Here is a 14,032-nt window from a genome sequence, read left to right on the forward strand (position 1 = left end):
GCCGCGCCAAGACGGCGGCCGGTGCACGCGCCGGGGAAACCGGCGGCCTGTGACCATGGATGGAGGTGGAGTGTGAGCGAGCCGCGCAAACTTGAAGTACTGCGTGCCATCGTTGAGGACTACGTGCACTCCCGCGAACCTGTGGGCTCGAAGGCGCTGGTCGAACGCCACCATTTGGGCGTCTCCAGCGCCACGATCCGCAACGACATGGCAGCCCTTGAGGACGACGGCCTCATCACCGCCCCGCACACTAGCGCCGGACGCATCCCCACAGACAAGGGCTACCGGCTGTTTGTCGACCAGATTTCGGCCATGAAGCCACTGTCACCGGCAGAACGCCGCGCCATCCAGACCCTCCTGGAGGGCCCGGACGATCTCGACGACGTCCTGGAGCGCACTGTCCGGCTGCTGTCGCAGCTGACCAACCAGGTAGCTGTGGTCCAGTACCCGCACCTGAGCCGCGCCACGATCCGGCACATCGAGTTCGTGTTGCTGGCTCCCCGCCAGGTCCTTGTTGTCCTGATCGCCAACACCGGCAAGGTGGAGCAGAAAGTGGTCGACGTCGGGCAGGACCTTGGTGACGACGCCCTGGCAGGTATCCGGGGGCGGTTCCTCGGTTCGCTCGCAGGGACGCCGCTGAGCCAGTTGACCCAGTCGCTGCCGGCAGTTGTTTCCGGCCTGGGCCCAGGACAGCGGCAGGCTGCGCAGGCCCTGGCGCACGGCCTGGAGGTCCTTGCCCACAGCAGCCGCGAAGACCGCATGGTCATGGCCGGCACCGCCAACCTCGCACGGTCCAACGTCGACTTTCCCCTGAGTATCGGCCCGGTGCTGGAAGCGCTTGAGGAACAAGTGGTCATGCTGCGCCTGTTGAGCGAGATGGCACAGGATCCCCGCGGCGTGACGGTCAGCATCGGCCGCGAAAACCCATACGACGGGCTCACCGAAGCGTCGGTGGTCGCCACGGCCTACGGCCCAGACAGCACAGCCAAGATCGGGGTGCTCGGTCCCACCCGTATGGACTACCCCACCACCATGGCAGCAGTCAGGGCCGTGGCCCGCTACCTTTCGAGGATTCTGGGCCCCTGACAGCACCTGGCCGGGCCCCAGGCAACAAGAGCAGTACAAGCAGTCCGACTGCAGCAGTACAAACAGGAAGAGATACGAACTTTGAGCAGCCACTACGACGTCCTTGGAGTCTCGCCGGAAGCCACCGGGGAAGAGATCAAGAAGGCCTACCGCAAGCTGGCCCGCACGCTCCACCCGGACGTCAACCCCGGTGAGGATGCCTCGGACCGCTTCAAGGCCGTGACCCACGCCTACGAGGTACTCTCCGACCCGCAGAAACGCAGGGTCTACGACACCACCGGCAACGAAAACGGTACCGACAACGGCTTCGGCGGCGGCGGTTACGCCGGACAGGGCTTCGCCTTCCAGGACATCTTCGATACCTTCTTCGGCGCTGGCGGATCGCAGGGTCCGGCTTCACGCGTCCGGCGCGGCCAGGACGCCCTCATCAGTGTCCGGATCGAACTCCGCGACGCCGTGTTCGGGGTCAACAAAAAGCTTGAGGTGGACACCGCCGTCGTTTGCCCCACGTGCAACGGTTCCTGCTGCCGGGAGGGAAGCCACCCGGAACGCTGCGACATTTGCGGCGGCAGTGGCCAGGTCCAGAGAGCGGTCCGCTCCATCCTTGGCCAGGTCATGACCGCCGCCCCCTGCGGCAGCTGCGAAGGCTTCGGCACCGTGATCAAGGACCCCTGCAACGAATGCAGCGGGCAGGGGCGGATCCGTAGCCGGCGGTCAATGACCATCAAGGTCCCTGCAGGCGTAGCCACCGGGACCCGCATCCAGCTGTCGGGCCAGGGCGAGGCAGGCCCGGCCGGCGGCCCGGCCGGTGACCTGTACGTTGAGATCCGGGTCAACAACGACGCCACGTACGTACGTGACGGCGACGACCTCCATGCAACGCTCAACATCCCCATGACCGCTGCCGCGCTGGGAACCGAACTTTCCCTGGAAACCTTCGACGGGCTGCAGGAAATCGACGTCAAGTCGGGAACCCAGTCAGGGGAGATCATCACCCTTCGCGGCCTGGGCGTGACACACCTTCGCGGATATGGCCGCGGCGACCTCAAGGTACACCTTCAGGTGGAGACCCCGGCCAAACTGGATTCGGCGCAGGAAGACCTGTTGCGGCAACTGGCGAAACTTCGCGGCGAGCAGTTCACTGAGGGCAAACTCGCGGCCAGCGGCGGCGTCTTTGCCAAGCTGCGGGACCGGCTCGGTAACCTGTAGGGGTGAGCAATCCGGTTTTCTTTAGCGCTCCCGGGACGCTGGACCACATGGTCCCAGGGGGCCACTTTGTCCTGGAAGGGGCTGAGGCGCGGCATGCGGTAACGGTCAAGCGGCTTGCCCCCGGCGAGTCCGTGGACATCGCAGACGGGGCCGGCAAGCGGTTGACCGGCACGGTCGTGGCGGCGTCGCCGTTGGAGCTGACAGTGGAGTGTTCGGCGCTGACGGTCGAAGAAAAGCCCGCCATCCGGCTTGTCCTGGTGCAGGCGCTGGCCAAGGGCGACCGAGACGAGCTCGCAGTTGAAACTGCCACCGAACTCGGGATTGATTCGGTCATCCCGTGGCAGTCCGAACGGTCCATCGTGAGGTGGAAGGGTGAACGGGCAGCCAAGGCACATGCCAAGTGGCAGTCGGTGGCGACGGCGGCGGCCAAGCAGGCCCGGCGGGCCTGGATTCCTGAGGTGCGCGCCGCCGTCGAAACCCCCGGACTGGCAGCGGCTGCCGGCGCGGCCGATCTCGCAATCATCCTGCACGAGGACGCTGTCCGGCCGTTACGGTCCGTTTTGGAGAATTGGCAGGCGGCTGCGAACGGCAGTGAAACCCGCGAAATCCTGCTCATTGTGGGACCGGAAGGCGGGATCAGTCCGCGTGAAGTGACCAGGCTGTGCAGTGCCGGTGCCGTAACGGCGCTTCTGGGGCACCACGTCCTCAGGTCGTCCACCGCCGGACCCGCTGCAGTCGTCCTGGCCAGCGATGTGTTGGGCCGCTGGTCCGCACCTGAGCTCTGACAGTCGAGCTAGCGCACGCTGAAGCTGCGCGTATCAACGTTCAGCTCCTGGTCGTTTCCTGAGGTGTCCGCCTGCGCGACGCGAAGCTCGTAGTTGCCGGGTGTGAGGGTTAAGGCCAAGGTAAAAACTCCGGACTGGGCGGCCTCGGTCGCGGCCGTGGTTTCCCCGGTCAGGTACGGCGTCTTGTCGCCGTTGTCTTCCTCGCGCAGGATCCGCCAGCGGAGCTTGCCACCGGCCAGGGTGTTGCGGCCAGTAATCTTCACGCTGCCATCGGCGACTTCCACGTTCTCCTGCGGATCGATAATCCAGACCGGCGCCACCATGCCCGGGCTCCGGGACATGAGCGTGCCGAGGCGCACGTGGTCAAAAGCAAGATAGTCCGTGTGGCCGTCGACGAGGATCATCACCTGGATCTGCTGGCCGGAGTCAATGAGCCCGGAACTCGCCCCGGCCGCCGTGGCCGTATAGACGAGCTGCTGGATGGCCCGGCCGGCCATGTCGGCGTCGAGGTTGCTGTTGAAGGCATCCTCCGAGACGTCCACTGTGATGACGTTTTTACCCGAGATCGACGTGGCCAGTTTCTTGGGGTTCTGCCATGGGGTAAAGAAGTCCGGGTCCAGCGGTTTGTCAGACATCATGGCCCGCAGCGCCCTTGTAACCGGGTTTTCCTGTTCGGGCACGTCCCTGAACTCGCGGTACAGGAAAACGTTGCTGTTGCTGCGGCCGATCCAATAGACGGGTGCCTTGTTCGATGACTGTGTGGTCTCGAGCGGGGCGCTGGTGGCCGACACCCCTGGCGAGGTGTTTTCGGTGCCCTGGCTTGAATTCTGCACCACAGTGGGCTCCGGCCCTGGCTCCGCGATGCAGCCCGTGAGGATCAGGACGGCAGGCAGGAGGCTCAGCAGGGCGGTGGAGCGGATGCGCCCCAGGGCAGTACCCAAGGCAAGGGGCGTTTCTGGTCCCGGCACGGTGATGGCACTATCCTTCCTGGCAGCGATGATGCAGCCGGTCCCCGGACGGCCTTGAATTTCCAGCATTGCATAAGGAAAGTCGCCTCGGTGGCGCAAGGCGGCTGCCCGGTACAACTGCAACGGGAACGATATGAGGCCGATATGAAGTTGATACCTAATGACGGCAACTTCCCGCCCACATGGGCCGTTCCGGCACTGGCGGAAGGCTGCCCCCAGCCGCTGACAGCGGCGCGCTGGCGTAAGATGGTATGAATCCGGAGACCTCCGACGGGCGGGACCACACGCCGCGGCGGTCTGCGGGATTACGTACTTGAACTGGAGGGGACCATAGGCCTGCGGGCCAGCACCATGACTGAATCAGCTAACGGAAAGCGCCGGCTGAACACTGAGCGCACCGCAGGAGAATTTCCCCACACCCTTCCCGGCATCCGGACGGAGGTGGTTGTCTTTGATAACTCCGATCAGATGGTCCAGTCGCTCGGTAGCCACGATGAGGCGTTGCGTTTCATCGAAGAACAGTTTCCCGCCGTCAATTTCCATGTGCGGGGCAACGAACTGTCCATCAGCGGCCCGGCGGCCGATGTCCCCAGGATCATGCGGCTGCTACAGGAGGTCCGGGGCCTGGTAGCCCGTGGCACGGTGATCAGCCCCGCAGTGCTGCAGCAACTGGTGGCGCTGCTGCGGAGCCAGTCCCTGCAAAACCCGGTCGATGTCCTAACCCATGACATTCTTTCCAGCCGGGGCAGGACCATCCGGCCCAAAACGCTGAACCAGAAAAACTACGTAGACGCGATCGACGCCAACACGGTGATTTTCGGCATCGGTCCTGCCGGAACCGGCAAGACTTACCTCGCCATGGCGAAGGCCGTCCAGGCGCTTCAGCAGAAGGAAGTCAGCCGTATTATCCTCACCAGGCCGGCCGTCGAAGCGGGGGAGCGGCTTGGTTTCCTGCCCGGCACGCTCAGCGACAAAATCGACCCCTACCTCCGTCCCCTCTACGACGCGCTGCACGACATGATGGACCCGGAGTCCATCCCGCGGCTGATGGCTGCCGGCACCATCGAAGTGGCGCCCTTGGCCTATATGCGCGGACGTACCCTCAACGATGCCTTCATCATCCTTGACGAAGCGCAGAACACCACACCCGAACAGATGAAGATGTTCCTGACCAGGCTCGGCTTTGGTTCCAAAATGGTGGTGACCGGGGACGTCACCCAGGTGGACCTGCCGTTTGGGACGCGTTCCGGATTACGGATCGTGGAGGAGATCCTGCGCGGTATCGAGGACATCAATTTCTCCGTCCTGGACGCGACGGACGTCGTACGCCATCGCCTTGTCGGTGACATTGTGCAGGCGTACAGCGTCTGGGACGATGTCCAACGGAACCGGGTGAAGCACTCGGTGAGCCGTGAAAAGCAGGGGGAGCGGGCATGAGCATTGAAGTGAACAACGAATCCGGTATCCAAGTGGACGAGGCGGAGCTGGTTGCGCTGTCCAGGTACATCTTTGGCCAGCTTTATATCCACCCCCAGGCTGAACTGTCCATTCTCCTGGTGGATGAACCAGCGATGGAAAAACTTCATCTTGAATTGATGGACGAGCCCGGTTCCACAGATGTGCTCTCTGTCCCCATGGATGAACTGACCCCTGGAACTCCGGACCGTCCCACTCCGCAGGGAATGCTGGGTGACATTGCAGTCTGCCCGCAGGTTGCCAAAGTCCAGGCGAAAAATGCGGGCCACTCCCTCCAGGATGAGATGCTCCTGCTGACCACCCACGGTATCCTCCACCTCTTGGGGTACGACCACGCAGAGCCCGAAGAAAAAGCTGAAATGTTTGGGCTCCAGCGCGAACTGCTGTCCGGCTTCACCGGCAAAGAAGCTCCCGCCGAGACCACGCAGTGACGCCCCTGCTCCTTGTTGGCATGGCCCTGGCTTTCCTCAGCATTGCCGCCATCCTGACCGCGGCTGAGGCTGCGTTCAATTTCCTTCCACGGCACGACGCCGAAGAGGCTCTCCTCAGGAGCCGCGGAAACGCCATGAAAAGCATCATGGCCCACCCGGTGGCGCACATCCGCGCGCTGAGGTTTTGGCGGATCTGGTTCGAGATGGCCTCGGCAGTGGCCGTGGCCGTCCTGCTGCACAGCCTGCTGGACAACGTCTGGCTCGCCGGGCTGGCAGCCACGGGCATCATGGCCCTGCTCGGTTTCGTGATCGTTGGCGTCTCTCCCCGGCAACTCGGACGGCTCCATTCGGCAGCTGTCGTGAGGTTCACGGCCCCGCTGATCCGGTTCCTCACCTGGGTCCTTGGTCCCATTCCGGCATGGCTGGTGGCACTGGGCAGTGCTGCGGCGCCCGGTGCGCCCGGCGGGGACGAAGCATTCTTCAGCGAACAGGAATTCCGCGAGCTTGTGGACCGGGCCAGTGAATCGGACATGATTGAGGACACCGAGGCGGAGATGATCCAGTCCGTCTTCGACTTTGGCGACACGCTGGTGCGCGCCGTCATGGTTCCCCGGACTGACATCCTCAGCATCGACGCCGGGTCCAGCCTCAGGCGGGCAATGTCCTTGTTCCTGCGCTCCGGCTATTCCAGGATTCCGGTGATCCAGGACAATACGGACCAGATCCTGGGAATCGTCTACCTGAAGGACGTCGCAGCCACTCTGCACGAATTGGCGCCGGACGAGGAACCACCGCCTGTCGAGTCCTTGGCCCGTGAGGTGCGGTACGTTCCGGAGTCCAAGCCGGTCAGCGACCTGCTTCGTGAGCTACAGAAAGAATCCACGCACGTGGCCATCGTCATCGATGAATACGGCGGCACGGCGGGCCTGGTCACGCTGGAAGATCTCATCGAGGAGATCGTCGGGGAAATCGTGGACGAATACGATACCGAAAGTGCCGAAGCCGTGGCACTGGATGATGGCTCCTACCGGGTCAGCTCCCGCATGAGCATCGATGACCTCGGGGAGCTTTTTGATATTGAACTCGACGACGACGAAGTGGACACCGTTGGCGGGCTGCTGGCGAAGGCCCTCGGCCGGGTGCCGATCGTGGGAAGCACCGTCGAGGTGGGCGGCATCTCGCTGCGCGCCGAACGGCTTGAAGGCCGCCGCAACCGCGTCAGCCACATCGTTGCGGCAGCCGTACCAAAAGTAGACACTGACCTTGAAGACCTCCTCGACGAGGCGGAAACAACCCAGCAGGGAGTTCCACGTGAGCAAGAAAAGTAAAGCCCCTTCCAATGAAGATTTCGGTGGCTTCCGCGCCGGCTTTTCGGTCCTGGTGGGGCGCCCGAACGCCGGCAAATCGACGCTGACCAACGCGTTGGTGGGCAAGAAGGTGGCCATCACCTCAGCCAAGCCCCAGACCACCCGGCACACGATCCGCGGGATCGTCCACCGTGACGACGCCCAGCTGATCCTGGTGGATACCCCCGGGCTGCACCGTCCCCGCACGCTGCTGGGTAAACGCCTTAACGATCTTGTGGCAGACACCCTGGCCGAGGTGGACGCCATCGGGTTCTGCCTCCCGGCCAACGAAAAGATCGGTCCCGGCGACAAGTACATCGCTGCCCAGCTGGCCGCAGTGGGCAACAAGCCGGTCATCGCAATCGTCACCAAAGCGGACCTGGTTGATCGCCAGGCGCTGACGGAACAGCTTCTCGCCGTCGCCGCCCTCGGCCGTGAGGTCTTCGGGGACGAAGGCTGGAAGGACATCGTTCCGGTCTCAGCCGCTGACGGTTTCCAGGTCGAAACTGTGGCCGATGTGCTCATCAGCCACATGCCGCCGTCGCCTCCGCTGTATCCCGGCGGCGAACTTACCGATGAGCCCGAAGCCGTAATGGTGGCTGAGCTGATTCGCGAGGCCGCCCTGGAGGGAGTCCGCGATGAGCTGCCCCACTCCCTGGCGGTGGTCGTGGACGAGATCGTACCCCGCGAAGGACGGGCAGAGGACAACCAACTGCTCGACGTGCGGGTCAACCTCTATGTGGAACGGCCCTCCCAGAAGGCAATCATTATCGGCAAGGGAGGCAGCAGGCTCCGCGAAGTGGGCACGAATGCCCGAAAGGGAATCGAGGCCCTGCTGGGCACCCGGATCTACCTTGACCTCCATGTGAAGGTAGCCAAGGACTGGCAGCGCGACCCCAAACAGCTGGTCAAGCTAGGCTTCTGAGAACGTCTCAGCCTGTGCCCCGACGGCGGCACCCGGCTTTTTCCCAGCCTGGACTACTAAAATGGGCCGGATTCAGATTTTAGAGGAAGGTACATCCTGTGGTGCGAGGCCGCGACAAGCGCGAGTACGGAGCTGATCTGTCAGCCGGATCAGGACCAGTTTCCCGTCACGCGGAAGATGCCGCGGTGGGCGCCGCCCGCCACCTTGGGCCAGAGCGCGGGATGCCGGTATGGCTGAAAGTAGCCACCGCGCTCGTCACCGTTGTGGTGGTAGGCGGCCTGGCTTTCGCCGGCTATTGGTACTTCCGCCTGCAGTCAAACATCTCCAAAGCACCGCTCACCGCAGGGGACGGCACCGCCCAGCCTGTCAGCGACTCCAACGACCGGATGCAAATCCTGATCCTCGGCTCTGACACCAGGGACGGCAAGAACTCCGAATACGGCACGGCCGAGGACTCCAGCGGGTATGGACAATCTGACGTGATGATGCTGATGGACATTTCGGCCGACAACAAGCGCGTCAATGTCATCAGTTTCCCCCGTGACCTGCTGGTGGACATTCCCCAGTGCAAGGACCAGAAGACGAACCAGGTCTACCCGGCCCGCAGCGGAGTCATGATCAATGAGGCCATGGCCCAAGCCGGCATAGGCTGTGCCGTTGACACCGTCAACAAGCTCACCGGGCTCGAAGTCGACCACTTCATGATGGCGGACTTCAACGCCGTCAAGGAACTCTCCAACACCGTGGGCGGTGTTGAAGTCTGTATTAGTGACGCCGTCTACGATCCGGATTCACGCCTCCGGCTCCCAAAGGGCACATCCTCTGTGGAAGGCGAAATGGCCCTCGCCTTCCTGCGCACCCGGCATGCCTTCGCCGACGGAGGGGACCTCGGGCGGATCAAGGCACAGCAGGGCTTCCTCTCCTCCCTAACCCGCAAGATCAAAGACGAAGGCACACTGTCCGACCCCTCCAAGATGCTCCGCATCGCTGACGTGGTCACGCAGAACCTGACCGTGGACGAGGGACTTGCATCTGTGCCGTCGCTGCTCACCATCGGGAACCGGCTCAAGGACATTGACATCAGCAAGGTCGCCTTCGTTGCCGTACCTACCACCGCCGCGCGGCTGGACGTGAACCGGCTGGAGATCGCTGAGCCGGCAGGCGCCCAGTTGTTCTCGGCACTCCGCAAGGACGTGGACCTCACAGATCCCACGGCGCCCACGCCGTCGCCATCACCCACTGACCCGGCAACCGCTCCACCCACTGCGGCGCCCACGGAAACGACGACGCCGCTGCCGCCCTACGACAAAACACTCCAGCCCGTGACGGTGGCAAACGGCACCAGCGTTCCCGGGCGCGCGCAGGAGATTGTCCAGGCGTTGGTCTCAGGTGGCTTCGCCCAGACCGGACAACTCGAAGCCCAGGCAGTGGCACAGTCTGTGGTGTACTACGGACCTGGCTTCGAGGACGTGGCCACGGACGTGGCTGCGCTGCTTGGGATTCCTGCTGGACAGATCCTGCCCGCCCCCGCCCTGGTGGGTGTGGAGGTTTACCTTGGAACCGACTTCACCAGCGGCGCCAAGTACGGGGCCGTGGCCCTACCCGAGGACATCGTGAACCAGACTGCCGGCGACGCCGTCTGCCAGCAGGCCAATCCGGAACTCATCGTCTCCGGCTGACGGGGACTTCAGAAGCAAGCAAAGGCGGGCCGCACTGATGTGCCGGCCCGCCTTTGCTCAGGGGTGGTTACCAGATACTGACGCGGTCCTTGGGCGACATCCACATGCCGTCCGCTTCGGTCACGCCAAAGGCATCATGGAAGGCATCCAAGTTCTTGGCGATGGCATTGGTCCGGAACTCGTTGGGGGAGTGGGGATCGGTGGCCAGCCTCCGGATGGCCTCCTCCGACCTGATGACTTGCCGCCACCCGGCAGCCCATGAGGCGAAGAAGCGCTGCTGTCCGGTCAGCCCGTCCAGGACTTCCGGTTCCTTGCCGTCAAGGCTGATGAGATAGGCCTTGTAGGCGATGGTCAAACCGCCGAGGTCGCCGATGTTCTCGCCAAGCGTCAGCCTGCCATTTACGTTGTGGCCGGGCGCGGCGTACGGGGACAATGCATCGTACTGGGCTACGAGCTTGGCCGTTAGCTCCTCAAACGCCTTCCGGTCCTCCTCTGTCCACCAGTTGCGCAGCGCGCCGCCGCCGTCGAACTGGGATCCCTGATCGTCAAAACCGTGGCCGATCTCGTGGCCGATGACAGCCCCGATGCCACCGTAATTGACGGCGTCATCGGCGTCCGCGGTAAAGAACGGCGGCTGGAGAATGGCTGCCGGGAAGACGATCTCGTTCAGCATCGGGTGGTAATAGGCATTGACCGTCTGTGGGGTCATCAGCCACTTGTTCAGGTCCACGGGCTTGCCCACCTCATCGAGATGGCGGTCGACGTCGGCATTGTGGGCCCGCTCAATGTTCCCCAACAGGTCCTTAGGATCGATCTCCACCGCAGAGTAGTCAATCCACTTGTCCGGGTAGCCGATCTTCGCGCGGAACGCGGCGAGCTTCCGCAGCGCTTCGGCTTTGGTGTCCTCGCCCATCCAGTCAAGGCCCGTGATGCTTTGGCGGTAAGCCTCGATGAGGTTGGCCACCAGGGTCTGCATCCGTGCCTTGTGCGTCTCGGGGAAATGCCGGGAGACATAGATCTGGCCTACGGCTTCACCGAGGGCTGCCTCAACGACGCCGACACCCCGCTTCCAGCGGTCCTTGTTCCGTGGCGTGCCGCTGATGGTGGTTCCGTAGAACGCGAAGTTGGCATCCACGAAGGCCTGTGAAAGATAGGGCGCGGCCGCACCGATAACCCGCATCGCGAGCCATTCCTGCCACACCGCGAGGGGCTCCGACTCGATCAGTCCGCTGGCCCCGGTAAAGAAGTCCGGTGTGCTGACAACAATTTCCTGCCGTTTGTCGGCATCGATTCCGGCGGCGTCGAACCAGGTCCCCAGCAGGGGGAACAGCCCGGCGGCCTCCTCGGCGGTCTTCAGGTTGTACGTCTTCTGCGGGTCGCGAAGGGTGACGTTGTCCCAGTGGTGCGAAGCCAGCCGGGTTTCCAGCGCTACCACCCGGGCGGCCGCTTCCCCGGGGTTGTCGATGCCTGCAAGGGTGAACATCGTGCGGACGTGCTCACTGTATGCCGAGACCATCGGCGCGAACTTCTCTTCGCGGTAGTAGGACTCATCCGGCAATCCGAGGCCGCCTTGGCCGGTGTACAGCAGGATTCGGTCCGGGTTCCCGGCATCCGGGGCGGGGTAGATGTAGAAAAGCCCTGAGACATCGGCGCGAAACAGCTTGCCGGCCAGTGCCACGAGCTCCGCCACCGTGCTGGTGGCGAACACCTGGGCCAGCCGGTCGCGGATAGGTTCCATGCCCTTTGCCTCCACCGTTGCTTCGTCCATGAAGCTGTTGTAGAGGTCCCCGACCTTCCGTTCGATGCCGCTGGATGTTTCGCCCTTGCCGGCGGCTTCCTCAATGATGTCCCGGACTGCGATCTCTGCTCCGTCCCGCAGGGCCGTGAATGTTCCTTCCAGTGGGCGGTCATCAGGAATTTCGGTGGACTTGAGCCAGGACCCGTTCACATGCTGGTACAGGTCATCTTGCGGCCGGACGCTGTGGTCAAAGTTGGACAGATCGATCCCCGAGATGGGCACGTAAGCTCCTTCGTGCGACGGTCCGTGCCGGTGCCGGCACTGGCGCAGCGTCTGCATGCTGGACGATAAGGACGGTGGTGCACTCTCATCTTACGCACGCGTGCTACCCTCAAAAGGTGCGCGCAGAGCTCCTTCTTCTTATCTGCCGCGGCGAGGCCTCAGACGCGATCTAGCGCAAGGCCCATCCTCGTCGCGGAGTTTGTGTTGCCCGGCCACCTTTCAGATAAGAACCATAGAAAAGGCCCCGATAGTAATGCGAAACGCACAGAAGCCCTCTGGAATGCCCGCCCACCGGTACCGCCCGTTCCACGAACAGATCACGGTTGAACTGCCGGACCGCACGTGGCCGGACAAAATCATCACCAAGGCACCGCGCTGGTGCGCAGTGGACCTGCGCGACGGCAACCAGGCCCTGATTGACCCGATGAGCCCCGCCCGCAAGATGAAGATGTTCGACCTGCTGGTCCGCATGGGCTACAAGGAGATCGAAGTCGGGTTCCCGTCAGCGTCCCAGACCGACTTTGACTTCGTCCGCCAGCTCATCGAGGGCAACCACATCCCCGACGACGTCACGATCCAGGTCCTGACCCAGGCCCGTGAACACTTGATTGAGCGGACGTACGAGTCCCTGGTAGGCGCCAAGCAGGCCATCGTCCACCTCTACAACTCCACGTCCGTCCTGCAGCGCCGCGTGGTGTTCAACCAGGATGAAGACGGAATCCTGGACATCGCACTTCAGGGCGCCCGGTTGTGCAAGAAGTACGAGGAAACGCTCGTCGATACACACGTGACGTACGAATACTCCCCGGAATCGTTCACCGGCACGGAACTCGAGTATGCGGTCCGTGTGTGCAACGCCGTCGCCGATGTTTTTGAAGCCTCCGCAGACAGCCAGGTCATCATTAACCTGCCGGCCACGGTCGAAATGGCCACCCCTAATGTCTACGCCGATTCCATCGAATGGATGAGCCGGCACCTGCACCCACGCGAGGGCATCATCCTGTCCCTGCACCCGCACAACGACCGCGGCACCGGCGTCGCTGCCGCTGAGCTGGGCTACATGGCCGGTGCTGACAGGATTGAAGGCTGCCTCTTCGGCAACGGCGAACGGACCGGCAACGTCGACCTGGTGACGCTGGGGCTGAACCTCTTCGTCCAGGGCATTGACCCGATGATCGACTTCTCGGACATCGACGACGTCCGGCGCACCGTGGAGTACTGCAACCAGCTGCCCGTGGCCGAACGTTCCCCGTACGGCGGGGACCTGGTCTTCACGGCGTTCTCAGGCTCGCACCAGGACGCCATCAAGAAGGGCTTCGAAGCGCTGGAGCGCGACGCTGCCGCCGCAGGCAAGGACGTAGCCGACTTCACGTGGCAGGTCCCGTACCTGCCGGTGGATCCCAAGGACCTGGGCCGCAGCTACGAAGCCGTCATCAGGGTCAACTCCCAGTCCGGCAAAGGCGGCGTGGCCTACTTGCTCAAGAACGAGCACAGCCTGGACCTGCCGCGCCGCGCCCAGATCGAATTCTCCGGAGTGATCCAGAAGCGCACCGACACCGTGGGGGGCGAGGTCAGCGGAGCCCAGCTGTGGCAGGTCTTCCAGGACGAATACCTGCCTGCGAGTGAATCCGAAGGGCAGTGGGGGCGCTATTCCCTTGGCACTGTCCGCACCGAAACTGACGAGAACGGCGGCATGACGCTGCACGCGTCCCTCGGCATCGACGGCAGCCAGGTCAGCCGGACCGGGACCGGCAACGGCCCCATCGCCGCGCTGCTGGACATCCTCGGCCAGGATGGCGTTGACGTCAGGGTCCTCGACTACAGCGAGCACGCCTTGTCCGAAGGCGGCAACGCCATGGCCGCAGCCTACGTCGAATGCGCAGTGGGGGAGCGGGTCCTGTGGGGAATCGGCATCGATGCCAACACCAGCATGTCCTCTCTCAAGGCAGTCATCTCTGCCGTCAACCGCGCCATCAGGGACGCCCGCGCCTGACCCGGAACGCGTTGCGCGCCCGCCCCCCGCGCGCCACGCCAGCCCCGCCCCAATGGGCGCCGTACCCCCGAAAAATGGGAAGTTAATAGTGGTACAAAAAAAAATAACAGCCCC

11 protein-coding genes are annotated in these 14,032 nt (G+C 63.5%); 9 read left to right on the top strand and 2 right to left on the bottom strand.

Annotated features, from left to right (window positions below; translation table 11 throughout):
• Nucleotides 1-72: 72 nt before the first annotated feature.
• The 3 genes from hrcA to ACFC25_RS20815 all read left to right on the top strand — a co-directional run bounded on the left by hrcA (nucleotide 73) and on the right by ACFC25_RS20815 (nucleotide 3,080).
• On the top strand, nucleotides 73-1,086 hold the full coding sequence (gene hrcA / locus ACFC25_RS20805) for a heat-inducible transcriptional repressor HrcA (RefSeq protein WP_337348552.1): 1,014 nt from the start codon (nucleotides 73-75) through the stop codon (nucleotides 1,084-1,086).
• Between the two features lie 81 nt (nucleotides 1,087-1,167).
• The gene (gene dnaJ, locus ACFC25_RS20810) at nucleotides 1,168-2,295 is read left to right on the top strand and encodes a molecular chaperone DnaJ (protein ID WP_337348551.1); all 1,128 of its coding nucleotides are present in this window, start codon (nucleotides 1,168-1,170) and stop codon (nucleotides 2,293-2,295) included.
• A gap of 2 nt (nucleotides 2,296-2,297) precedes the next feature.
• Nucleotides 2,298-3,080, top strand: a complete 783-nt coding sequence (locus ACFC25_RS20815) for a 16S rRNA (uracil(1498)-N(3))-methyltransferase (RefSeq protein ID WP_376048662.1) — start codon at nucleotides 2,298-2,300, stop codon at nucleotides 3,078-3,080.
• An 8-nt stretch (nucleotides 3,081-3,088) separates the two neighbouring features.
• On the opposite strand, the gene ACFC25_RS20820 is transcribed toward ACFC25_RS20815, so the two are convergent.
• Entirely contained in the window at nucleotides 3,089-4,009 is a 921-nt protein-coding gene (locus tag ACFC25_RS20820) for a GerMN domain-containing protein (RefSeq protein ID WP_376048699.1), read from the bottom strand.
• Between the two features lie 390 nt (nucleotides 4,010-4,399).
• Between ACFC25_RS20820 and ACFC25_RS20825 the strand changes: the two genes are divergently transcribed.
• From ACFC25_RS20825 to ACFC25_RS20845, 5 genes are all read left to right on the top strand, one after another.
• Nucleotides 4,400-5,485: a PhoH family protein gene (locus tag ACFC25_RS20825; RefSeq protein WP_376048665.1), complete on the top strand. Its 1,086-nt coding sequence runs from the start codon at nucleotides 4,400-4,402 to the stop codon at nucleotides 5,483-5,485.
• The gene (gene ybeY / locus ACFC25_RS20830; protein WP_337348548.1) at nucleotides 5,482-5,955 is read left to right on the top strand and encodes an rRNA maturation RNase YbeY; all 474 of its coding nucleotides are present in this window, start codon (nucleotides 5,482-5,484) and stop codon (nucleotides 5,953-5,955) included. Before ACFC25_RS20825 ends, ybeY begins: the two co-directional genes overlap by 4 nt.
• Nucleotides 5,952-7,283 carry a hemolysin family protein gene (locus tag ACFC25_RS20835; RefSeq protein WP_337348547.1) on the top strand — a complete coding sequence of 444 codons (1,332 nt, stop codon included), beginning with the start codon at nucleotides 5,952-5,954 and terminating at the stop codon, nucleotides 7,281-7,283. The genes ybeY and ACFC25_RS20835 overlap by 4 nt, the downstream gene beginning before the upstream one ends.
• Nucleotides 7,267-8,226, top strand: a complete 960-nt coding sequence (era, locus tag ACFC25_RS20840; protein ID WP_337348546.1) for a GTPase Era — start codon at nucleotides 7,267-7,269, stop codon at nucleotides 8,224-8,226. Before ACFC25_RS20835 ends, era begins: the two co-directional genes overlap by 17 nt.
• Before the next feature lie 98 nt (nucleotides 8,227-8,324).
• Nucleotides 8,325-9,905 (top strand): LCP family protein, encoded by a 1,581-nt coding sequence (locus ACFC25_RS20845; protein WP_376048670.1) that lies wholly within the window; start codon nucleotides 8,325-8,327, stop codon nucleotides 9,903-9,905.
• Between the two features lie 67 nt (nucleotides 9,906-9,972).
• Here the strand turns inward: ACFC25_RS20845 and ACFC25_RS20850 are convergent, their stop codons facing one another.
• The gene (locus tag ACFC25_RS20850; RefSeq protein WP_376048672.1) at nucleotides 9,973-11,925 is read right to left on the bottom strand and encodes a M13 family metallopeptidase; all 1,953 of its coding nucleotides are present in this window, start codon (nucleotides 11,923-11,925) and stop codon (nucleotides 9,973-9,975) included.
• A gap of 253 nt (nucleotides 11,926-12,178) precedes the next feature.
• Here ACFC25_RS20850 and leuA point away from each other — a divergent pair, with 253 nt between their 5' ends.
• Nucleotides 12,179-13,918: a 2-isopropylmalate synthase gene (leuA, locus tag ACFC25_RS20855; RefSeq protein WP_337348544.1), complete on the top strand. Its 1,740-nt coding sequence runs from the start codon at nucleotides 12,179-12,181 to the stop codon at nucleotides 13,916-13,918.
• Nucleotides 13,919-14,032 lie beyond the last annotated feature (114 nt).

Source organism: Pseudarthrobacter sp. NPDC055928 (assembly GCF_042270935.1).
GTDB lineage: Bacteria > Actinomycetota > Actinomycetes > Actinomycetales > Micrococcaceae > Arthrobacter.